Annotated in this window: 19 protein-coding genes; 9 read left to right on the top strand and 10 right to left on the bottom strand. The window is 65.7% G+C overall.

Features of this window, described 5'->3' with window-relative positions:
- Positions 1–157: 157 nt before the first annotated feature.
- A complete protein-coding gene (gene cls / locus PXJ20_RS12370) occupies positions 158–1,594 on the top strand; it encodes a cardiolipin synthase (protein WP_126875664.1) in 1,437 nt (478 codons plus the stop codon).
- A 31-nt stretch (positions 1,595–1,625) separates the two neighbouring features.
- Here the strand turns inward: cls and PXJ20_RS12365 are convergent, their stop codons facing one another.
- A complete protein-coding gene (locus PXJ20_RS12365; RefSeq protein ID WP_017778121.1) occupies positions 1,626–2,105 on the bottom strand; it encodes a glutathione peroxidase in 480 nt (159 codons plus the stop codon).
- 131 nt (positions 2,106–2,236) lie between these two features.
- Between PXJ20_RS12365 and PXJ20_RS12360 the strand changes: the two genes are divergently transcribed.
- Entirely contained in the window at positions 2,237–4,168 is a 1,932-nt protein-coding gene (locus PXJ20_RS12360) for an ATP-binding cassette domain-containing protein (protein WP_126875866.1), read from the top strand.
- A 72-nt stretch (positions 4,169–4,240) separates the two neighbouring features.
- The gene (locus PXJ20_RS12355) at positions 4,241–5,380 is read left to right on the top strand and encodes a CaiB/BaiF CoA transferase family protein (RefSeq protein ID WP_421030833.1); all 1,140 of its coding nucleotides are present in this window, start codon (positions 4,241–4,243) and stop codon (positions 5,378–5,380) included.
- A 70-nt stretch (positions 5,381–5,450) separates the two neighbouring features.
- Here PXJ20_RS12355 and PXJ20_RS12350 read toward each other — a convergent pair whose 3' ends face one another.
- The 3 genes from PXJ20_RS12350 to alr all read right to left on the bottom strand — a co-directional run bounded on the left by PXJ20_RS12350 (position 5,451) and on the right by alr (position 8,362).
- On the bottom strand, positions 5,451–5,714 hold the full coding sequence (locus PXJ20_RS12350; RefSeq protein ID WP_026122114.1) for a DUF2866 domain-containing protein: 264 nt from the start codon (positions 5,712–5,714) through the stop codon (positions 5,451–5,453).
- Between the two features lie 197 nt (positions 5,715–5,911).
- Entirely contained in the window at positions 5,912–7,288 is a 1,377-nt protein-coding gene (gene radA, locus PXJ20_RS12345; RefSeq protein WP_421030832.1) for a DNA repair protein RadA, read from the bottom strand.
- 3 nt (positions 7,289–7,291) lie between these two features.
- Entirely contained in the window at positions 7,292–8,362 is a 1,071-nt protein-coding gene (gene alr, locus PXJ20_RS12340; RefSeq protein WP_421030831.1) for an alanine racemase, read from the bottom strand.
- 221 nt (positions 8,363–8,583) lie between these two features.
- Between alr and lplT the strand changes: the two genes are divergently transcribed.
- Both lplT and thiD read left to right on the top strand, forming a co-directional pair.
- Positions 8,584–9,891 (top strand): lysophospholipid transporter LplT, encoded by a 1,308-nt coding sequence (gene lplT / locus PXJ20_RS12335; protein WP_017778115.1) that lies wholly within the window; start codon positions 8,584–8,586, stop codon positions 9,889–9,891.
- A 28-nt stretch (positions 9,892–9,919) separates the two neighbouring features.
- A complete protein-coding gene (gene thiD / locus PXJ20_RS12330; RefSeq protein WP_277597896.1) occupies positions 9,920–10,726 on the top strand; it encodes a bifunctional hydroxymethylpyrimidine kinase/phosphomethylpyrimidine kinase in 807 nt (268 codons plus the stop codon).
- A gap of 21 nt (positions 10,727–10,747) precedes the next feature.
- On the opposite strand, the gene PXJ20_RS12325 is transcribed toward thiD, so the two are convergent.
- Genes PXJ20_RS12325 through tsaB form a run of 4 tightly spaced genes read right to left on the bottom strand, consistent with a single transcriptional unit; the run spans position 10,748 to position 14,283 of the window.
- Positions 10,748–11,929: a DUF1853 family protein gene (locus PXJ20_RS12325; RefSeq protein WP_421030830.1), complete on the bottom strand. Its 1,182-nt coding sequence runs from the start codon at positions 11,927–11,929 to the stop codon at positions 10,748–10,750.
- Positions 11,926–12,963: a uracil-DNA glycosylase gene (locus PXJ20_RS12320; protein WP_421030829.1), complete on the bottom strand. Its 1,038-nt coding sequence runs from the start codon at positions 12,961–12,963 to the stop codon at positions 11,926–11,928. Before PXJ20_RS12320 ends, PXJ20_RS12325 begins: the two co-directional genes overlap by 4 nt.
- On the bottom strand, positions 12,950–13,444 hold the full coding sequence (gene rimI, locus PXJ20_RS12315; protein ID WP_026122113.1) for a ribosomal protein S18-alanine N-acetyltransferase: 495 nt from the start codon (positions 13,442–13,444) through the stop codon (positions 12,950–12,952). The genes PXJ20_RS12320 and rimI overlap by 14 nt, the downstream gene beginning before the upstream one ends.
- The gene (tsaB, locus tag PXJ20_RS12310) at positions 13,441–14,283 is read right to left on the bottom strand and encodes a tRNA (adenosine(37)-N6)-threonylcarbamoyltransferase complex dimerization subunit type 1 TsaB (RefSeq protein WP_421030828.1); all 843 of its coding nucleotides are present in this window, start codon (positions 14,281–14,283) and stop codon (positions 13,441–13,443) included. The genes rimI and tsaB overlap by 4 nt, the downstream gene beginning before the upstream one ends.
- A 139-nt stretch (positions 14,284–14,422) precedes the next feature.
- Between tsaB and PXJ20_RS12305 the strand changes: the two genes are divergently transcribed.
- The 3 genes from PXJ20_RS12305 to aceA all read left to right on the top strand — a co-directional run bounded on the left by PXJ20_RS12305 (position 14,423) and on the right by aceA (position 18,457).
- Positions 14,423–14,692: an acyl-CoA-binding protein gene (locus PXJ20_RS12305; RefSeq protein WP_017778111.1), complete on the top strand. Its 270-nt coding sequence runs from the start codon at positions 14,423–14,425 to the stop codon at positions 14,690–14,692.
- Between the two features lie 375 nt (positions 14,693–15,067).
- A complete protein-coding gene (locus PXJ20_RS12300) occupies positions 15,068–16,729 on the top strand; it encodes a DEAD/DEAH box helicase (protein WP_421030827.1) in 1,662 nt (553 codons plus the stop codon).
- Positions 16,730–17,146: 417 nt separating this feature from the next.
- Positions 17,147–18,457: an isocitrate lyase gene (aceA, locus tag PXJ20_RS12295; RefSeq protein WP_017778109.1), complete on the top strand. Its 1,311-nt coding sequence runs from the start codon at positions 17,147–17,149 to the stop codon at positions 18,455–18,457.
- A gap of 304 nt (positions 18,458–18,761) precedes the next feature.
- On the opposite strand, the gene PXJ20_RS12290 is transcribed toward aceA, so the two are convergent.
- Together PXJ20_RS12290 and PXJ20_RS12285 are read right to left on the bottom strand one after the other, a co-directional pair.
- A complete protein-coding gene (locus tag PXJ20_RS12290) occupies positions 18,762–19,196 on the bottom strand; it encodes a universal stress protein (protein WP_026122112.1) in 435 nt (144 codons plus the stop codon).
- A gap of 184 nt (positions 19,197–19,380) precedes the next feature.
- On the bottom strand, positions 19,381–20,289 hold the full coding sequence (locus tag PXJ20_RS12285; RefSeq protein ID WP_017778107.1) for a LysR family transcriptional regulator: 909 nt from the start codon (positions 20,287–20,289) through the stop codon (positions 19,381–19,383).
- A gap of 143 nt (positions 20,290–20,432) precedes the next feature.
- On the opposite strand from PXJ20_RS12285, the gene PXJ20_RS12280 reads away from it, so the two are divergent.
- Positions 20,433–21,233, top strand: a complete 801-nt coding sequence (locus PXJ20_RS12280) for a haloacid dehalogenase type II (RefSeq protein ID WP_421031011.1) — start codon at positions 20,433–20,435, stop codon at positions 21,231–21,233.
- Positions 21,234–21,250 lie beyond the last annotated feature (17 nt).

Below are 21,250 nucleotides of genomic sequence, written 5' to 3'. Positions count from 1 at the left end.
GCTGGGTCCGAGCGGCCGCGCTACCACGTGATGCATCGCCGCGCCTTCTGTCCGGGCACAAGTGGTCTCGACAGCCGCGGCGCAACACCATCCGGTAAGATGGGCGGGCCTGCGCGCCAGCCGGCGCGCAGCGGTTCAGGAGTCCCTGTACGCCGGTATGCAATTCGATCTGCTCCATCTCGGCACATTCGTCGCGCTCGCGCATATCCTCGGCGTCATCGCGGCGTGCCACGCCATCCTCAACACCCGCACCTCGCAAGGCGCAATCGCGTGGGCCGTCTCGCTCACGGCGATGCCCTACTTCACGCTGATTCCCTATCTGTTCCTCGGCCGCAGCAAGTTCGAGGGCTACGCCGACGCCCGGCGCCTGCGCAACGAATCGCTGCGCTCGCGCGCTCATCCGCCCGAGTGGGATTCGATGGGCTCGTCGGGCGCCAAGCCTGCCGACGCGCTGGGGACGAGCGTGATCCGCTCGTTCACGCGCCTCGGCGGCATGCCGTTCCTGCCGGGCAACACCGTGCGCACGCTCGTGAACGGCGACGCGACGTTCGCGGCCATCCTCGAGGCAATCGGCGAGGCCGAGCGCTATGTGATCGTGCAGTTCTTCATCGTGCGCGCCGACGCGCTGGGCGAGATGCTCAAAGACGTGCTACTTGCCTGCGCGAAACGCGGCGTACGCGTGTACTTCCTCTATGACAGCATCGGCAGTTTCGATCTGCCGCATCGCTACGTGTCCGCGCTGCGCGCGGGCGGCGTGGAGGTGCACCCGTTCGCGACAAACCGGCGCTTCGTCAACCGGTTTCAGCTCAACTTCCGCAATCACCGCAAGATCGTGGTGGTCGATGGCGCGCGCGCCTTCGTGGGCGGCCACAACGTGGGCGTCGAGTATCTGGGCGCCAACCCGAGGCTCTCGCCGTGGCGCGATACGCACATCGAAGTGCGCGGTCCCGCGGTTGCGAGCATCCAGTTCGTATTCACCGAAGACTGGTACTGGGCTACGCAGCAGTTGCCCCCGCTTGACTCGCCGCCTGCCACGCACAGCGACGACATGCATTGCCTCGTGCTGCCAAGCGGCCCGGCGGACCGCCAGGAAACCTGCTCGCTCTTTTTCGTGGAAGCGATCAATGCGGCACGCAAGCGCATCTGGATCACGACGCCCTATCTCGTGCCCGACGAAGCCGTGTTCTCGGCGTTGCGGCTGGCCGTGCTGCGCGGCGTGGACGTACGCATCATGATCCCCAGCCGGCGCGACCACTACGTGGTGTTCGAAGCCTCGAAGCTCTACGCCTGGGACGCGATACGGGCAGGCATTCGCATCTTTCGCTACCGGCCGGGCTTCCTGCACCAGAAGGTGGTACTGATCGACGACGTGGCGGCCGCGGTAGGCAGCGCGAATCTCGACAACCGGTCGTTCCGCCTTAACTTCGAAATCATGGTGCTGACCGTGGACCAGGCCTTCGCCGCCGAGGTGGAGGCCATGCTGCAGCACGACTTCGACGAAGCGTTCGAGATCGATCGTACCGAGTACCGCAATGCGCCCGCGTGGCGAAAGATGACCATGCACGTGGCGCGGCTCTTCGCGCCTATCCTGTAGCGGCGCAAGCAGGCTCGGCGCGCCGCTCGCGCTACAGCAGCTTTTCGATATCGGCCGCGATGGATTCGGGCTTCGTGACGGGCGCGTAGCGCTTTACGACGTTGCCGTTGCGGTCGACCAGAAACTTGGTGAAGTTCCACTTGATCGCTTCAAGCCCAAGCAGACCCGGCGCCTCTTCCGTGAGGAAACGATACAGCGGGTGCGCGCCCGCACCGTTCACGTCGATCTTGTCGAACATCTGGAACGACACGCCATAGTTCTTTTCGCAGAAGCTGCCGATCTGCGCCGCGTCGCCCGGCTCCTGCTTGCCGAACTGATTGCACGGAAAACCGAGCACCGCGAGGCCGCGCGCCGCGTATTGCTCGTGCAGTTGCTGCAGACCGGCATATTGCGGCGTGAACCCGCATTCGCTCGCCGTGTTGACGATCAGCATCACCTTGCCCTGATAGCGCTCGAGGCTGACCGGCTCGCCGTTCAACGCGGCAGCCGAGAACGAGTAGATCGAAGTCATCTGTGCTTTCCTCGCAAAAAAGTAGCGCCAGTCTAAGCGAAAAGGCCCGCGCGCGCCCGTGGCCGTCCGGCCGATCCTCCGAGCGGGTAGCACAGTCTAGAATAGCGTTTTTGTCAGCGCCGGGCCTCGTTGTGATCCGCTTTAACCAGTTCAGTCTTACGCGCGGCACGAAGCCGCTTTTCGATCAGACGTCGTTCACGCTGAATCCCGGCGAAAAGGCCGGGCTCGTCGGCGCGAACGGCGCCGGCAAATCGACCTTGTTTGCCGTGTTGCGCGGCGAATTGCACGCGGACGCCGGCGACTTTTCGATACCGCCTTCGTGGCAGATCGCTCATGTCGCTCAAGAAACGCCGGCCGTCGACAAAAGCGCGCTGGACTACACGCTGGACGGCGATGCGGCACTGCGCGACATCGAAGCGCGTATCGCAGCGGCATCCGCCGCCCACGACGGCACCGCCGAAGCGGAAGCCCACGCTGCCTTCGCGGACGCGGACGGCTACACCGCGCCGGCTCGCGCCGAAGCGCTGCTGTTGGGCCTCGGCTTCACGCTCGAACAGACGCGCCAGCCGGTCAGCAGCTTCTCCGGCGGCTGGCGCATGCGCCTGAACCTCGCGCAGGCGCTGATGTGCCGCTCGGACCTGTTGCTGCTCGACGAGCCCACCAACCACCTCGACCTCGACGCCATCGTGTGGCTGGAAGAGTGGCTACGCCGCTATCCCGGCACGCTGGTCGTGATCTCGCACGATCGCGAGTTCCTCGATTCGGTCTGCAACGTCACGCTGCACCTCGAGCAGCGGCAGATCAAACGGTACGGCGGCAACTATTCGCAGTTCGAGATTCTGCGCGCGCAGCAACTCGCCTTGCAGCAAAGCGCGTACGAGAAGCAGCAGAAGACCGTGGCGCACCTGCAGAGCTTCATCAACCGCTTCAAGGCGAAGGCGACGAAGGCCCGCCAGGCGCAGAGCCGCGTGAAGGCGCTCGAAAAGATGGAACTCATCGCGCCGGCGCACGCCGCTTCGCCGTTCACGTTCGAATTCCGCCAGCCCGATTCCGCACCGAACCCCATGATGGTGATGGAAGGCGTGCGCTGCGGCTATCGCGCGGCGGACGGCGGCGAAATTCCCATCGTCGAGGGTGTGACGCTTTCCATCCAGAACGGTCAGCGCATCGGTCTGCTGGGCGCGAACGGCCAGGGCAAGTCGACGCTGATCAAGACACTGGCCGGCACGCTCGCGCCGCTTGCGGGCGAGTTGCGCACGGGCAAGGGGCTGCAGATCGGCTACTTCGCGCAACATCAACTCGAAACGCTGCGCCCGAGCGATTCGCCGCTCCAACATCTCGCGCGTCTCGCGCCGGACACGCGCGAACAGGAACTGCGCGATTTCCTCGGCAGCTTCAACTTCGCGGGCGACATGGCCACCGCGCCCATCGCGCCGTTCTCAGGCGGCGAGAAGGCGCGCCTCGCGCTCGCGCTCATCATCTGGCAGAAGCCGAATCTGCTGCTGCTCGACGAGCCGACCAACCACCTCGACCTCGAAACGCGTCATGCGCTCACCATGGCGCTTGCGCAGTTCGAAGGCACGTTGATCGTCGTCTCTCACGACCGCCACCTGCTGCGCGCCACCACGGACGAGTTCATGCTGGTGGCGAAGCATCGCCTGCAACCGTTCGATGGCGATCTCGACGATTACCGCAACTGGCTGCTCGAGCATGCCGCGCAGCAACGTGCCGCGCTCAAGGCGAGCGAGGCGCCGCAAGCGGCGGCCGAAGGTTCGCAGAACCGCAAGGACCTGCGGCGCCAGGAAGCCGAAACAAGGCAGAAGCTGTCGCAGCTGAAAAAGCCGCTGCAGACGCGCATCGCGAAGATCGAAAAGGAAATGGATTCACTCAACGCCGAGAAAGCCTCGCTCGATGCGTTCGTTGCCGATCCCGCGAGCTACGAAGCACAGCACAAGGCCCGGCTGACCGAGGCGATCCGTCGGCAGGGTGAGGTGGCCGGGCAGATCGAAGCACTGGAAGCGCAATGGCTCGATGCGCACGAGGAACTGGAGCAGATCGGTTAACGAACGGCGCGAGCCGGCCGCGTCATATGGCGCCCGGAGCACGCCCCATCGTCGTCGACAAGGAGATTGAGAGTGCCGTCTCCCGCTGTACTACAAGGCTTGCGCGTGCTCGATCTGACGCGCCTGCTGCCCGGCCCCGTCGCCACGTTACGGCTCGCGGAACTCGGTGCGGACGTGCTGAAAATCGAGGCCCCGGGTGCCGGCGACGACGCCCGGGTGATGATGCAGAGCGCCGCAGACCGGGTAGCGGGCCGCCCCGGCGCGTTCTACCGCATCGTCAATCGTGGCAAGCGGGAAACGCGGCTCGACCTGAAGTCGGAAAGTGGTCGCAACGTGCTGAAGGCGCTGGCTCGCGACGCGGACGTGCTCGTGGAAAGTTTTCGCCCCGGCGTGATGGCACGGCTCGGCCTTGGCTACGACACGCTGCGCGAGGTCAATCCGAAACTCGTCTATTGCGCCATCACGGGCTACGGTTCGAGCGGGCCGTTCGCACGTCGCGCCGGCCATGACCTCAACTACGTGTCCTATGCCGGCGTACTGGACCAGCTTGCCTCGAGCGACGGCACGCCCGTACTGCCCAACTTCCAGATTGCCGATCTGCTGGGCGGCGCGCTCAGCGCGGTGACGCAAATTCTCGCGGCGCTCTGGCACGTATCGCGCGGCGGCGAAGGCCGTTTCCTCGACGTATCGATGACCCACGCCACCTACGCCCACAACATCGTCGCGCAAATCGCGCTCGCCAACGACGAAGAAGAAGGTCCGAACGCGGGCGGCAGCCTGCTCAACGGCGGGGTGCCCTGCTACAACCTGTATCGAACACTCGATGGGCGTTGGCTTGCGGTCGGCGCGCTGGAGCTGAAGTTCTGGGAGACGCTGTGCGCGGCGATCGATCGGCCCGAATGGGGCACGCGGCACTGGAGTCTCGGGCAGGCCGTTGGCGGTGCCGACGCCGCCGCGCTCACGCGCGAACTGGCCGGCGTGATTGCCAGCCGGACACTCGAGGACTGGTCGAAGCTGCTGGAGCCGCTCGACTGCTGCGTCTCGCCGGTGCTCACACCGGCGGAAGCCGCACGGCATCCGCTCTTCACGAGTGCGACGGCAGAACAGCCGGATGCAGAGAAAGCCCCAGAAGCGCGCACCGCGGCACAGCAGGAAAAGACGACCAACATACGAACGCCGCTCGCAGGGCCGCAACGGCAAGACAAGTATTGAACAGGCGTCAAGTGTGGTGCCTGAACCGGCGAACTCGGTGACACCCAGAGGCGTGTTCCGCGCTCAAGCCTCAACGCCGTGGCAAGGTCTGCCGTGGTTCGCGCTCGTCGTCGTAGAGCCGATGCTTACGCCCTTCCACGTGGCGCGCAATGGTGCTGCGCACTTCTGCAGCCGTCACGTGTTCCGCGACGACGCGGCGGGAAATCTGACCATCGCTGTCAATCCACTCGACGATGCGGCATGCGCCGCCCCACGGCTGACGGATCGGATCGGACACGCGGCAGCCGCGCACCACGACGGCGCATTGGCCCACGGATTCATGAGACTGTTTCAAGGCACCACCCTTCCCGCTCGAAACGGAATGCAGACCGAATCGAGCATAGGGAAAAGAGATGTCTCATGGGTTACAGCGTCCACGGCGTCCGTTACAGCCGATTACGGCCACAAAGCGTCCGCAAGGCGAGGGACAACATAGCGCTCCACTCGAAACGGCTCGCAGCCGAACACGGCCTGATCGCGCCTCGCGATCCGCTATTCGAACTCGCGCACGCGGTCGATCGCCTGCTCGATGCGCTCGACCGCGATGACCTGAAGGCCGTCGATCGGCTGCTTCGGCGCATTGGCCTTCGGAATGAGCGCCCGCGAAAAACCAAGCTTCGCCGCTTCCTTGAGCCGCTCCTGCCCGCGGGGCGACGGCCGGATCTCGCCCGCCAGCCCCACTTCGCCGAACACGATGAGGCCCTTCGGCAACGGCTTGTTGCGCATCGACGAATGAATGGCGAGCAACACGGCAAGGTCGGCGGCGGGCTCGGTAATCTTCACGCCGCCCACCGCGTTGAGAAAAACGTCCTGATCGAAACACGCAATGCCCGCATGCCGATGCAGTACCGCGAGCAGCAGCGCGAGCCGGTTCTGTTCGAGGCCGACCGCGAGCCGCCGCGGATTGGGCACGTGCGCCGTATCCACGAGCGCCTGGATTTCCACGAGCAGCGGCCGCGACCCCTCTTGCGTGACGAGCACGCACGAGCCCGGCACGGTTTGCTCGTGCTGCGAAAGAAACAGCGCGGAAGGATTGGCGACCCCGCGTAAGCCGCGCTCGGTCATGGCGAACACGCCCAGTTCGTTGACCGCGCCGAAGCGGTTCTTGAATGCGCGCACAAGGCGAAACGACGAATGCGTGTCGCCTTCGAAGTACAGCACCGTATCGACGATGTGCTCCAGCACACGCGGCCCCGCCAGATTACCCTCTTTCGTGACGTGCCCGACCATGATGATCGCGGTACCCGACTGCTTGGCTAAGCGCGTGAGTTGTGCGGCACATTCGCGCACCTGTGCGACGGATCCCGGCGCCGACGAAAGCACCTCGGAATAGATGGTCTGAATCGAATCGATCACGGCCACGTCGGGCCGTTCGGCCTCGATGACGGCCTGAATTTTTTCGAGCTGGATTTCGGCAAGCAACTGAAGGTCGCTCGCCTTCGCCCCCGGCTCCAGCAGCGCGAGCCGTTGGGCGCGCAAGGCGATCTGTGCGCCGGATTCCTCGCCGCTCACGTACAGCGCGCGGCGCTCGCTTGCAATCTGCGCGAGCGATTGCAGCAGCAACGTCGATTTGCCGATACCCGGGTCGCCACCGATCAGCACCACGCCGCCTGCCACGAGACCGCCGCCCAGCACGCGGTCGAACTCGCCCACGCCGGTGGTGAAACGCGGCACATCGGAGGCTTCGATATCGGCGAGCCGCTGCACCGTCGCAGTCTTCGCGAGCGACTGGAAGCGCCTTGTGCCGGCCGGCTCAGCGACGGTTTCGACGAGCGTGTTCCACGCGCCGCAGGCGGGGCATTGCCCTTGCCACTTCGGCGCCTGCCCGCCGCACTCGGTGCAGGTGTACAGCGTCTTCGGTCGGGCCACGCGTTATTCCGCCCGCACCGGCACACGCGGCGCGATCGCGCACATCAGCTCGTAACCGATCGTGCCGCACGCTTGCGCCACGTCGTCGATGGGCAAGGCATTGCCCCACAGCTCGACGCGCGTGCCCACGTTCGCGTTCGGGCACGGCGTGAGATCGACAGTGAGCATGTCCATGGAGACGCGGCCCACCACCCGCGTGCGCACGCCGTCCACAATAATGGGCGTGCCTTCCGGCGCGATGCGCGGATAGCCGTCCGCGTAGCCGCAGGCGACCACGCCGATGCGCATGGTCTCGCGCGCCTTGAAGGTCGAGCCGTAGCCCACGGTCTGCCCTTTTGCCACGGTCTGCACGGCGATGAGTTCGGAAGCGAACGTCATGGCCGGCTGCAGGCCCGCGCCGTCGATCGCGGCGTTCACGCCCGATGGCGATGCCCCGTACAGAATGATGCCGGGGCGCACCCAGTCGAAGTGCGCCGACGGGTGCCAGAGCGTGGCCGCCGAATTCGCGAGGCTGCGCGCACCCGCGATGCCCTCGGCGCCGCGCTCGAACGCCTCCATCTGGTAGCCGATGCCGCGCTCGCTGTCGGCGTCGGAGAAATGGGTCATCAACGTGATCTGGCCGATGCCCGCGCAGGCACGCGCGCGCTCCCATGCCGCACGGAACCGCTCGGGCGTATAACCCAAACGGTTCATGCCGCTATTCATTTTCAGCTGGATATTGACCGGCTTCGACAAACGCGCCATTTCGAGCATGCGCATCTGCTCGTCCGAGTGAATGGCGGTGGTGAGGCTATAGCGATCGATGACGTCGATATCCGTCGGACGAAAGAAGCCCTCGAGCAACAAAATAGGCCCGGCCCAGCCCAGCTCACGCAACTTCACCGCTTCTTCCAGGTCGAGCAATCCAAAGCCGTCGGTTGCGCGAAGCCCCGGGAACGCACGCGCGAGCCCGTGACCGTAGGCGTTGGCTTTCACGACAGCCCAGATTTTCGACTTGGGCGCGCAGCGGCGCACGACGGCGAGATTGTTGGCAAGAGCGGCGGTGTGAATCGTGGCTGAGAGGGGACGCGGCATGGGAAGTTTTCGTAAAGACGCTTTCAAATCAGGAGCTTACAATGCGTTTTCAGCGCCTGGAAGTCCGCCGGATGGTGCGGCTGAGGTATCTGCTAGTCCGAATGCCGCTATTTTCGTGATATAAAGCCGTGCGCACAACCCATTTCGATCGTAATAAGCCCGGATGCCTTACAGCCGTCCGGGGCGGACGGACGGCAGAGAGGACAGCATCGCATCATCAGATGAGAAAAGGCTTTTACACCATCATGGCCGCGCAGTTTTTTTCTTCGCTGGCCGACAACGCGCTTCTGATCGCTGCCATTGCTCTGCTCAAAGATCTCCACGCTCCAAACTGGATGACGCCGCTGCTGAAGCTGTTCTTCGTGCTGTCGTACGTCGTCCTTGCTGCGTTCGTGGGAGCGTTTGCCGATTCCCGGCCCAAGGGCCGCGTCATGTTCATCACGAACACGATCAAGGTCGTGGGCTGCCTGATGATGCTGTTCGGCACGCATCCGCTCTTCGCCTATGGCGTGGTGGGCTTCGGCGCAGCGGCCTACTCGCCCGCCAAGTACGGCATTCTCACCGAACTCTTGCCGCCTGACCGGCTCGTCGCCGCGAATGGCTGGATCGAGGGCACCACGGTCGGCTCCATCATTCTCGGCACGGTGCTGGGCGGCGCGCTGATCAGCCCGCACATCGCCTCGCACGTCATCCGCTACACGCCGCCTTCCATCAACACGCCCGCCGAAGCGGCGATGTTCGTGATCATGTCGATCTACGTCATCGCGGCGCTCTTCAATCTGCGCATTCCCGACACCGGCGCCCGTTATCCGAAGCAGGAGCGCGGGCCCATCAAGCTCGTCACCGATTTCGCCGACTGCTTCCTCGTGCTCTGGCGCGACAAGCTGGGCCAGATCTCGCTGGCGGTCACCACGCTTTTCTGGGGCGCGGGCGCCACGCTGCAATTCATCGTGCTCAAGTGGGCCGAGGTCTCGCTCGGCATGTCGCTCTCCGAAGGGGCTCTCCTGCAGGCCGTGGTGGCGGTCGGCGTGGCGGCCGGCGCGATGATCGCCGCAGCGCGCATCCCGCTCAAGAAGTCGCTGTCGGTGCTGCCCGTGGGCATCATCATGGGCATCGCGGTCATGCTGATGGCGTTCTACACGCGCGACTTCTTTCCGCCGCACTGGAACATCTCCGTCGGGCGGCTGCACGTGCCGGTCTATCTGCTGATCGCCTACGTATTCCTGATGTTCGTGGGCAGTCTCTCCGGCTTTTTCGTGGTGCCGATGAACGCGCTGCTCCAGCATCGCGGGCACGTGCTGCTCTCGGCCGGCCATTCGATCGCCGTGCAGAACTTCAACGAAAACCTCTCCGTGCTCGTGATGCTCTGCCTCTATGCCGTGCTCGTCTGGCTCGACGTGCCGGTCGCGCTCGTCATCGTGCTGTTCGGCACCTTCGTGTGCCTCATGATGTGGCTCGTGATGCGGCGCCACCAGGCAAACCAGCGCGCGTTCGATTCGGTCGCGCTCATCGGCGAAGTGAAGCACTGATCGGGCAATCCCACGCCCTCTCGCTGTCATGAATCATCCCATTTCCAATGTGCTCACCATCGCCGGGTCCGACTCCGGCGGCGGCGCCGGCATCCAGGCCGACCTGAAAACCTTCTCCGCGCTCGGCGCGTACGGAGCAAGCGTGATTACGGCGCTCACTGCGCAGAACACGCGCGGCGTGACGGGCGTCCACGCGCCGGAGCCGGCGTTCGTCACGGCCCAGCTCGATGCCGTGTTCGACGACATCCGCATCGACGCAGTCAAGATCGGCATGCTGGCGAACGCGGCTATCGTGCGCGCGGTCGCGGCCGCACTTGCACGCTATCGGCCGCCCTGCATCGTGCTCGACACGGTGATGATCTCGAAGAGCAATCACGCCTTGCTCACGGCGGACGCGGTTGCCGCATTGCGCGACGAACTGCTGCCGCTCGCCGACGTGGTGACGCCGAACCTGCCCGAGGCGGCCGCGCTGCTTGGTGAAGCGACGGTGACCGACGAAGCCGGCATGGTGCGCCAGGGCGAAGCCCTGCGGGCGCTGGGCGCACGCGCTGTGCTGGTGAAGGGCGGGCATCTGGGTACTGACCAGAGTCCCGACTGGTTCGTGCAGGAGAGCGGCACGCTGCGCCTGGGCGGTGCACGCGTGCCGGTCAGGAACACGCACGGAACGGGCTGCACCCTTTCGTCGGCAATTGCGGCACTCGCGCCGCAGCGCGACAGCCTGGCCGCAGCGGTAGCCGACGCCAAGCAATATCTGACGGGTGCCATCGAAGCGAGCAGCCGGCTCGATGTCGGCCACGGCGTGGGACCCGTTCATCACTTCTATCGCTGGTGGTGACGCGCGAAAGCGCGTAGCACGTCACCGGCGCGCGAATGCCTGGGCGTGGCGCGGCCACTCGTCCGGCACGATAAAACCGCGTGAGCGCTCCGTGTAGGTGCCGCTCGCGTCGCGCGCGAACGCGGCCACCATTGCCGGACCGGCTTTGTCTTCAAGTTGTTGGGTCAGTGTGTGGCTGTCGACGAATGGCATCTGCCCTTCGTCGTCATGATGCCGGCGCGGCGCCAGCCATTCGAGCCGGGACAGCACACGCCAGGCCGTGGCGTGGCCCAACGCAAAGCGAGGCCAGTCGACGCGTGTCGTCCACCAGCCGCGTGCATGATCGGGCGCGAGTTCGGGTGCGAGTTCGGGCACAAGCGCCTCCGCGTGGCCCGCAGCGTCGGCGGGCAGGTTCTCCGCCTGATAGAACAACCAGCCTTTGATGAACATCCGCGCCTCCCACGGCCCGCGATGCCCGAGCGTCGCGAACTCCTCACGTCCGCTGAGCGGCAACTGATGATCGAGCAGGTGGGACAACTTGAGGTCGAAGCGATCCTGCAGATTCGGGCCGACGTAATCCGCGAGGCGCGCGTGCCCCTCGCCCGCATGCAGGTAGCACTTCACAGCCAGTTCCCAATGCAGGCGGCGACCGCTCTGAGTCTCCACGAGAAAATCGCATTCGCCGAGCGTGACGCCCGCGCGGCGTAGCGCGACGTTCGCTGCCACGAGCCGTGCGGCGGGACCGTGCTGGAGAAACCAGCCAAGCAGACATTCGGCATAACGGCCAAGACGCGTCACGCGCGCCGCCGCGATGGCGCTGTGCAGCGCGAGCGCGTCGCGATCGAGCGCAGCGAGCCAGTCGATGGTGGCGGCACGCTCGTTGGCCGATTCGAACGGATTCGCGAGCAGGTCGGCAAGCGGCTGCGCGCACAACAGGCCAGGACTGAAAAGCAGCCACGCGAGGTCTCGCACGGCGGTATCGCGCAGCGCATCGAGGCGGGCATCGTCATGGGCGTGTGCGCTGGGCTGCGACCGCGAGTCCCAAACGATATTGGATGGCCTGTCAGGTCGAACGTCGGTTGGCCGTTCGGCTGTCGGGTCGGGCTGAGCCTGCGAGGGCGACCCAATGTGCGCGCCCGCGTGCACCGACGTCTGCGACCGGGCCGGCAGTGCCGGCTCGTCCGGCACGGTGGCGTCGGACTCGCCCGGCACGCCGGTCTTCATTTCTCGCCGCCCGCGCCCTTGCGCCACGTGTCGCGCGCAAGGCAAAGGTCGGTCCACGCCTTCGCCTTGTCGTGGAGACTGCGCAGCAGGTACGCGGGGTGATACGTGACGATCACGGGCACGCCTTCGTACTCATGCACGCGGCCGCGCAGCGATGAGATGCTGGCGTCGGTCTTGAGCAGGCTCTGCGCGGCGAAGCGGCCGAGCGCAACGATAATCTTCGGCTTCACGAGCGCGACCTGGCGCTGGAGGTAAGGCTCGCAGCGCGCGACCTCGTCGGGCTCGGGATTGCGGTTGCCGGGCGGGCGGCACTTGATGACGTTCGCGATGTAGACGTTGTTGCCCCGCGCAAGCGCGAGCGCACGCAGCATGTTGTCGAGCAGCTTGCCCGCCTGGCCGACGAACGGCTCGCCCTGACGGTCTTCGTTCTCGCCGGGCGCCTCGCCGACCAGCATCCATTCGGCCTCGCGGTCGCCCACGCCGAACACCGTGTTGGTGCGTTTTTCGCAGAGGCGGCAGCGGTGGCAGTCGGCCACGCGGGCGGCGAGTGCGTCCCAATCGAGCGTCGAGACGGACGGCGCGTCGGGCGCATCCTGAGCTGCTGGCGCTTCCTGCACCGGCGCGGACGACGGAGCATCGAACCAGGCAAAGTCGTCTTCGGCGGGCGGCGGTTCGTCGACGAACGGAGCGGTGGTGGCCGAAGGCGGGACCACCGTGTCGGCGTCGGCTCCCCCGGACGCTTTAGCTGTCGGGGCGTTCGCGACGGCCGCAGCGCTGCCCGACGTTCGAGCCACGGCGGGCGATACGGCCACTGCCGGGGCGAGAACGCCCGAAGCCTGCGCCTCGTGCCGTGCGGCCGGCACCGCGGCGCGAGGCGCAACGTCCGCATCACGATCCCCCGCCGCCACCGCTATCGGCGGCAGATCCGCACGAGATTCGGCGCTCGCGCCGGCAGGCCCCTGGTCTTGCGCACCACGGCGCACCCACAAAGGCGCGAGGCCCAGTTCTTCCAGCACGGTCTCATGGAGCGTCATGCGCGCCCTCCTCTGCAAACGAAAAACGCATCACGATCGCGTCCTCCCGGCTGCGATGGCGCGCCGGATAGTAATTCTTGCGCCGCCCGATCGACTTGAACCCGAAACGCTCGTACAGCCGGATCGCCCGATGATTCGACGGTCGCACCTCGAGCAGCAGTCCCTCGAGCCGTTGATTGCGCGCCGTGCGTACCGCCTCGCGCAGCAGCGCGAGCCCGGCGCCCGCGCCCTGCGCGCTGGGCGCCACGCAGAGATTGAGCACGTGCAGCTCGTCGACCACCGGCATCAACACGCAGTAGCCGAGCAGCGTGCCCGTCACGTGCCGCATGCAGATGCCGAAGTAGCCATTGCGCAGCGAGTCCTCGAAGTTGCCGCGCGTCCAGGGGAATTCGTAGGCGACCTTCTCGATCGATACGACTTCGTCGAGATCGCTTTCCGTCATCGGAGACAGATAGCGGTCGGCCAGCAACACGCCACTCATCGCGTGCCCTCGGAACCATCGTGGGCAACGGCGCCCCCCTGGCCGCCGCGCGCCTCGCGAGAGGCCGACGCGGGCGTGGTGCCGGCATGAGCTTGTGCCGACCTGGCCGCGAGGCGCTCGGCTACCGTTTGCGCAACCTTGTTGCGCACGTACTCGGGCGCGGCTTCGTCGGGGCGCACGGTGCGGCCGGCGCGCAGTGCACGCAGCGCCGCGGTCGCGACCGCGCGGGCATGCGGTACGGCATCGCCGTCCACGCGCTGGGCATGTGCCGCCGCGGGCAGGCGCTCGCCGAACGCCGCCGCGGCATTGCCGGCGAGTGTGAACGGCACATCGGGAATTGAAAGGTGCGCAGGCGCATCCAGCGACGCTGCCTGAATCGTGCGCCATTCTTGCTGCTCACCGTCCCATGCGAAGTCCGCCCAGTAGACCTCGTCCATGCGGGCATCGAGCGCCGCAAGCACCCGTGTGACCGACGGGTCGGCAAGCCGCGCCGCCTCGGCGCATGCGAGCAGCGTGCCGACCGGCACGACCGGCACCCCGAGTCCGAATGCGAGCCCCTGGGCGACGCCCGTTGCGGTGCGCAAGCCGGTGAACGAGCCCGGTCCGGCGCCGAATGCAATCGCGCCGCAGTCGGCGAGGACGAAGCCCGCCTCGTCGAACAGTTCGCGAATCGCGGGTAGAAGACGGGTGCTGGACACCGCGCCGGTGGCCTCGTGGCGCATCCAGATGCGCGGCGCGGCGGGTGCGGAAGCGCCGGACGTATCGCCGGCGGAGCAAAGCAAGGCGACCGAGCAGAATTCGGTCGATGTATCGATGGCAAGCAGCACGGTCTGAGTCATGCCCGCTATTGTAATGCCCCGCCCTTGCCCCCACGGGCGGTGGTCGGCCTGCGCGCCGTTTGGAAGGGTTGCTCCAGCGTCACGGGCAGCGCGGCTGTTACCATCGACGCCCATTCCCGCTACTGCCATGGAGAAAACGATGAGCGATGTCGATGCCCTGTTCGCACAAGCCCAGGAAGACGTGAAACAGCTGCCCGAACGGCCCGGCAATCTGACGCTGCTGCGTCTATACGCGCTCTTCAAGCAGGCAACCGAAGGCGACGTCCACGGCGACAAACCCGGTTTCGCCGATATCGTCGGCAAATACAAGCACGACGCCTGGGCCGCGCTCAAGGGTACGCCGCAGGAAACGGCGCGCCAGCAGTACGTCGAACTCGTGGAATCGCTGAAAAACGGCACGGCTTCCTGACGCTCGCGAGGCCGGGCGCAAAAAACCGAAATGAATGTGGCGCAGCGCAACAAATCTCTTTATAATGCGGGCTGCGTTTTGCCTTGGCCTCGGTGCAAACCGGTTTCGCGGCACAGCGCTTCGTAGCGTTATGCTCCAATCCAGTTTAGAACCTGTCCCCCTCTGCCTTGGCCCTGTTCGGGCCGTCAAAGATCAGGCTGGCGGCTTACCATCCCGGTGCGTCGCATCCGAAACAGCTTCTAACTAGAAACTCGCTCACAATTGCGAGTTGCCCCCGTTTTTCGATTTGCTCGCGGCTTCATGCCCGCTGAATCCGACGACCAGGGTTGTGTCGATTGGCGCCGACGTTCCATTTCCTGCGTTCCAAGGATTTACATGACTTCGAGTAACACCCCCAGCCCGCTGACCGCCCTCGCCAACGAAGTGTTCGCTGCCGACGAACAGCACGCCGCGCCTGCGCACGACGCCGCTGCCACGCCGGAAGGCCCGACGTTCGCGTCGCTCGGCCTCTCGCCCGAAATCGTCTCGGCGCTCACCGCAGCGGGCTACAAGGCTCCGACGCCGGTGCAGGAGCGCGCCATTCCCGCCGCCATCGCGGGCCGCGACCTGCTCGTTTCGAGCCCCACGGGCTCCGGCAAGACCGCAGCGTTCATGCTGCCCGCCATCGAGCGCTTCGCCCAACTGCAGAAGGCACAAGCCAGCCAGCCGCGCGAGCCGCGTTCGGCCGATGGACAAGGCGACCGCCGCGGCCGCCGTCCGCAACCCGTCGCGCGCCCCGGTCTCCTCGTGCTCACGCCCACGCGCGAACTCGCCATGCAGGTAACCACCGCCGCGTCGACCTACGGCAAGCATCTGCGCCGCCTGCGCACGCTGAGCATTCTGGGCGGCGTCGCCTATGGCCAGCAGTTGATGCTGCTCGCAAAGAACCCCGAGATTCTCGTTGCGACGCCGGGCCGTCTGCTCGATCACCTCGAGCGTGGCCGTATCGACCTGTCCGAACTCCAGATGCTCGTGCTCGACGAAGCCGACCGCATGCTCGACATGGGCTTCATCGACGACATCGAAACGATCGTCGCCGCCACGCCGGCCACGCGTCAGACCATGCTGTTCTCGGCCACGCTGGACGGCAAGATCGGCTCGCTCACGGGGCGCCTGCTGAAGGACCCCGAGCGTATCGAGATCGTGCAACGCATGGAATCGCGCACGAACATCGCCCAGACGGTGCACTACGTCGACGACCGTGACCATAAGAACCGTCTGCTCGACCATCTGCTGCGCGACACCGGCCTCGACCAGGCCATCGTGTTCACGGCGACCAAGATGGACGCTGACCAGCTGGCCGGGCGTCTTGCCGACGCCGGTTTCGAAACGGCCGCGCTGCATGGCGACCTGCCCCAGGGCGCCCGTAACCGGACCATCCGCGCGCTGCGCGAGCGCCGCGTTCGCGTGCTCGTGGCAACCGACGTGGCTGCGCGCGGCATCGACATTCCGGGCATCACGCACGTGTTCAACTACGACCTGCCGAAGTTCGCCGAAGACTACGTGCACCGCATCGGCCGTACGGGTCGTGCGGGTCGCTCGGGTATCGCGGTGAGCCTCGTGCATCACGCCGAGCAAGGCGCGCTCAAGCGCATCGAACGCTTCGTGCACACCACGTTACCCGTCAACGTGGTCGAAGGCTTCGAGCCGCGCAAAACGGCGCCGGCCAATCGCGGTTTTGGCCGTGGCCGTCCCGGTGGCGGCAACGGCGGCGGTAACAGCGGTCGCCGTTTCGGTAACGGCAAGCCGGGCGGTGGCTACGGCCAGGGCGGTCAACGCACTGGCGGCTGGGCCAACAAGTCTGCGGATGGTGCTTCTCGCGGCGGTTACGGCGCGCCGAGCGGCGGCCAGTCCCGCGATGGCTACGGCGCGCGCGACGGCCGCCCCGGCGGTCAGCGCAGCGGCTCCGGCGACTCGCGTGGCTTTGGTGGTTCCCGCGAAGGTGGCTACAGCGGCCGCCGGCAGGATGGTCCGCGCACCTCGCGCCGCGGCGACTAATCCCCGTTCGCGTCCAGCGCAACACGCCTGATTTCCCGACCGGCGGCCTCTTGTGCCGCCGCAAAGGTTCTAAAGACCGGTGCCCTGGCACCGGTCTTTTTTTATGCCTCGCCAAATTTCACGATATGAAAAAATCTTTTGAGTCGTAAAATTTCGTGCTGCGTGGCACAAGCTACCGCGTTCCAGGATGGAAAACGACATTTCTCATCATGGAACGAATAAACCAAATATTTGATTTTAAACAATAATAAATCTCTCAAAAACCTGACTCCCGCCCTGTTGCAGCCGTCTGCTTTTGCCTAGACTCTTATATAAGACTTCACGAAACGAATCGCCCCGCTCCCCTCCCAGGGTCGCCGTTTCGCGAAGACAGCCAGTCCATCGATTCACTTCAAGGCAATCTAAGGAGAGCACATCATGACCACGACGCGTCAACAACAGGCTCAGGAACTGCAGCAGCAATGGGAAACCGATCCGCGCTGGAAAGGCATCAAGCGCGGCTATAGCGCCGAGGACGTCGTGCGCCTGCGCGGCTCGCTGCAGGTCGAGCACACGCTCGCAAAGCGCGGCGCCGAAAAGCTGTGGCAACTCGTGAACAACGAGCCGTTCGTGAACGCGCTCGGCGCCCTGACCGGCAACCAGGCCATGCAGCAGGTCAAGGCCGGCCTCAAGGCGATCTACCTCTCGGGTTGGCAAGTAGCGGGCGACGCCAACGTGGCCGGCGAAATGTACCCCGACCAGTCGCTGTATCCGGCGAACTCGGTGCCGCTCGTCGTGAAGCGCATCAACAACACGCTTACGCGCGCCGACCAGATCCAGTGGTCCGAGGGCAAGAACGAAGGCGACGAAGGCTACGTCGACTTCTTCGCACCCATCGTGGCCGACGCCGAAGCCGGCTTCGGCGGTGTGCTCAACGCATTCGAACTGATGAAGGCCATGATCGAGGCCGGCGCCTCGGGCGTGCACTTCGAAGACCAGCTCGCCTCGGTGAAGAAGTGCGGTCACATGGGCGGCAAGGTGCTCGTGCCGACCCGCGAAAACGTGGCCAAGCTCGTCGCCGCGCGCCTCGCCGCCGACGTCTGCGGCACGCCGACCGTGCTCGTCGCGCGTACCGACGCCGAAGCTGCCGACCTCATCACGTCCGACGTCGACGACAACGACAAGCCGTTCCTCACGGGCGAACGCACGGTGGAAGGCTTCTTCCGCACGAAGCCGGGCCTCGAGCAGGCCGTGTCGCGCGGTCTCGCCTACGCGCCGTATGCCGACCTGATCTGGTGCGAAACGGGCAAGCCGGATCTGGAATACGCGAAGAAGTTCGCCGAGGCGATCCACAAGCAGTTCCCGGGCAAGCTGCTCTCCTACAACTGCTCGCCGTCGTTCAACTGGAAGAAGAACCTCGATGACGCGACGATCGCGAAGTTCCAGAAGGAACTCGGCGCGATGGGCTACAAGTTCCAGTTCATTACGCTCGCCGGCTTCCACGCGCTCAACTACTCGATGTTCAATCTCGCGCACGGCTATGCGCGCCAGCAGATGAGCGCGTTCGTCGAACTCCAGCAGGCCGAGTTCGCCGCCGCCGAGAAGGGCTTCACCGCGGTCAAGCACCAGCGCGAGGTGGGCACGGGCTACTTCGACGCCGTCACGCAGACGGTGGAGCGCGACGCCTCCACCACGGCGCTGCACGGTTCGACGGAAGACGAGCAGTTCTTCGACAAGAAGGTCGCCTGACCCAGCGGGTTGCCAGCGGATTGCCGGGTCCGGTCCCCGGGCCCGAATAATCCCGGCTTCGAAAAACAAATCAGGGAGGAGGCGCGGCGGGTGGATACCTCAGGTACCACCCGCCCCCACACCAGGCTGCGCGTTGGGGTACGCGCGTTCGCAGGACCGGTATGGTCGCCCCCACACGACGGACTGCAAGCCTGGAAAAAATGCCAACGCGGCACAACCGCGACAGCACGCAAAAGAACGAAACGCGCCGGACCACCGGCGCGATTTCGCTGCGGGCCGCGTTTTTTGACGGCCTCGCTTGTCGCTATCGATACACGATCACAGGAATCTTCGTATGGGTCAGCACGCGCTGCGTCTCGCTGCCGATCAGCAGGCTGCCCAGGCCACGCCGTCCGTGCGAGGCCATGAAGATCACGTCACAACCGCCCTGCTCCGCGGCTTCGATGATCCCGAGATACGGTGACGGGTGCACGCTCGTCTGGCAGTCGCAGGCCACGCCCGCGCTGCGCGCGGCTTGCTCGACCTCCTGCAGATGCACCTGCGCTTCACGTTCGCTGCGCTGCTGGAAATCGACGGGCGGCTCGATCACGACTTCGGAAAACGGCGAGTACGGATATTGCGGCAGGCACGCATACGCCGTCACGCGCGCCCCCACGGCTCGGGCGAGATCGATGGCGCCGTCGATCGCCTTCTTCGACAGTTCCGATCCGTCGGTTGGAACGAGGATGTGCCTGAACATGGCGCCCTCCGTGGTGGGCAGCGGCGCGATCTGCACAGCGCCGGACTGCGGCGGTGGTGTCGGAATGGTCTCGCATCGCGGACCTCTTGCTTCGATTCTAGTGCGCCGAAAAACGCCCCAGCACACGGGTGCGGGTCTGTACCCATATCGGAAACCCGCGCGCGGCGCGGCGCAAGGCGCGGCGTCAACCTTCGCCCCAGTACCCGGGCTGCTCGTAGGTATGTTTGAGGAAATCGAGAAAGAGCCGCACGCGCAGCGGCAAATGGCGGCGCTGCGGAAACACGGCGTGAATGCCGATGGGCGGCGCGGCAAAAGCGTCGAGCACGCTCACGAGCCGTCCGGCCAGCACGTCGGTGCCGACTTCCCACCAGGAGCGCCACGCGAGCCCGTGCCCTTCGAGACACCATTCGTGCAGGACCGCACCGTCCGAGCATTCCATAGTGCCCGAGACGCGGATCGAGACCACCTTGTCGTCCTGCTGGAACGTCCAGCCACGCTGCTGGTTGGCGCTCGCCGCCAGCGCAAGGCAATTGTGATGGGCAAGATCGGCGAGCGTGGCCGGCGCGCCGCGGCGTGCGAGGTAGCCCGGCGAAGCCACGCAGAGCCGCCGGTTCTCGCCCAGCCGCAACGACACGAGCGACGAATCCGGCAGTTCGCCGAGACGCACGGCGCAGTCGAAGCCTTCATTCACGAGGTCCACCATGCGGTCCGAGAGATCGAGCGTGACCGAGACGTCGGGATGCGCCACGGTGAACGCGGGCACGAGCGGCGCCACGTGGCGCCGTCCGAAACCCGCCGGCGCCGAAACGCGCAGGTGGCCGCTCGCCTTGACCCCGCCCGCCGACACGCTCGCTTCGGCGTTCTGCATCTCATGCAGCACGCGCTGGCAGTCTTCGAGAAACGCAGAGCCTTCGAACGTGAGCGTGATGCGCCGCGTGGTGCGCACAAGCAGTTTCACGCCGAGGCGCTCTTCGAGGGCGTCGATGCGCCGCCCGATGATGGCGGGCGCCACGCCCTCGGCCTGTGCCGCGGCCGAGAGGCTGCCCTTCGCCGCCACGGCAACGAAGGTTTCGATCTGTTTGAAGCGGTCCATCGCGTCACCGTAAGCGGTTCGAGCGTCGGAAAAATGAGTTTCCGAGCGGTGAGCGACAGATTAGGTAGATGGAAGTAAAAGATCAAGTGACGATTCAGGGCTTTCTTTGCTTTTATCATCACGAATAGAATCGTCGTTGACCTCTGATAACGGAGCGCACGGCTATGTCGGCCACAACGACACCCTTTCCCAAAGCAGTGATTTTCGACGCGTACGGCACGCTCTTCGACGTGCATTCGGTCGTCGCCGCAGCCGAGCAGTTGTTCGCGGGCCACGGAATCGCGCTGTCGCAGCTGTGGCGGCAAAAGCAGATCGAATACACGCAGCTGCGCACGCTCTCCGACCCCGAAGGCGGCGCGCGCTACCAGCCGTTCTGGAACGTCACGCTCGACGCCTTGCGCTTCTCCGCCCGCAAGTTGGGCCTGCCGCTCACCGCCACCGGTGAAAAGCGGCTGATGGACGAATACGCGTGTCTCTCGGCTTTTCCCGACGTGCTGCCCGTGCTGCGGCAGTTGCGCGCCCGCAATAGCAGCAATAGCGCAGGCGGAGCACCGGGCCTCGCCATTCTCTCGAACGGCAATCCGCAGATGCTCGACATCGCCATCAAGAGCGCCGGCATGACCGGGCTCTTCGATCACGTGCTTTCCGTGGACGCCGTGCGCGCCTACAAGCCCTCGCCCGCAGCCTATGCACTCGGCACGCAGGCTTTCGGTGCCGCCCCGCGCGACATCGTGTTCGTTTCGTCGAACGGTTGGGACGCCGCGGGCGCCGGCTGGTTCGGCTACACCACGTTCTGGATCAACCGCCAGGGCGCGCCCGCCGAGGAACTCGGCGTGCGGCCCGACGGCACAGGCAGCGGCATGGCGGAACTCGCCGCATTTCTCGAAACCCATGCGCCGCCCGACCGGAGCGCGGCCCGCGTGCGCCACAGCCCCGGCGCATGAAGGGCCGCCGTTCCGCG

The organism is Paraburkholderia sp. A1RI_3L (genome assembly GCF_048957895.1).
GTDB classification, from domain to species: domain Bacteria; phylum Pseudomonadota; class Gammaproteobacteria; order Burkholderiales; family Burkholderiaceae; genus Paraburkholderia; species Paraburkholderia kururiensis.
Note: the sequence above shows the minus strand (reverse complement) of the source record. Positions and strands in the feature narration are given on the sequence as shown.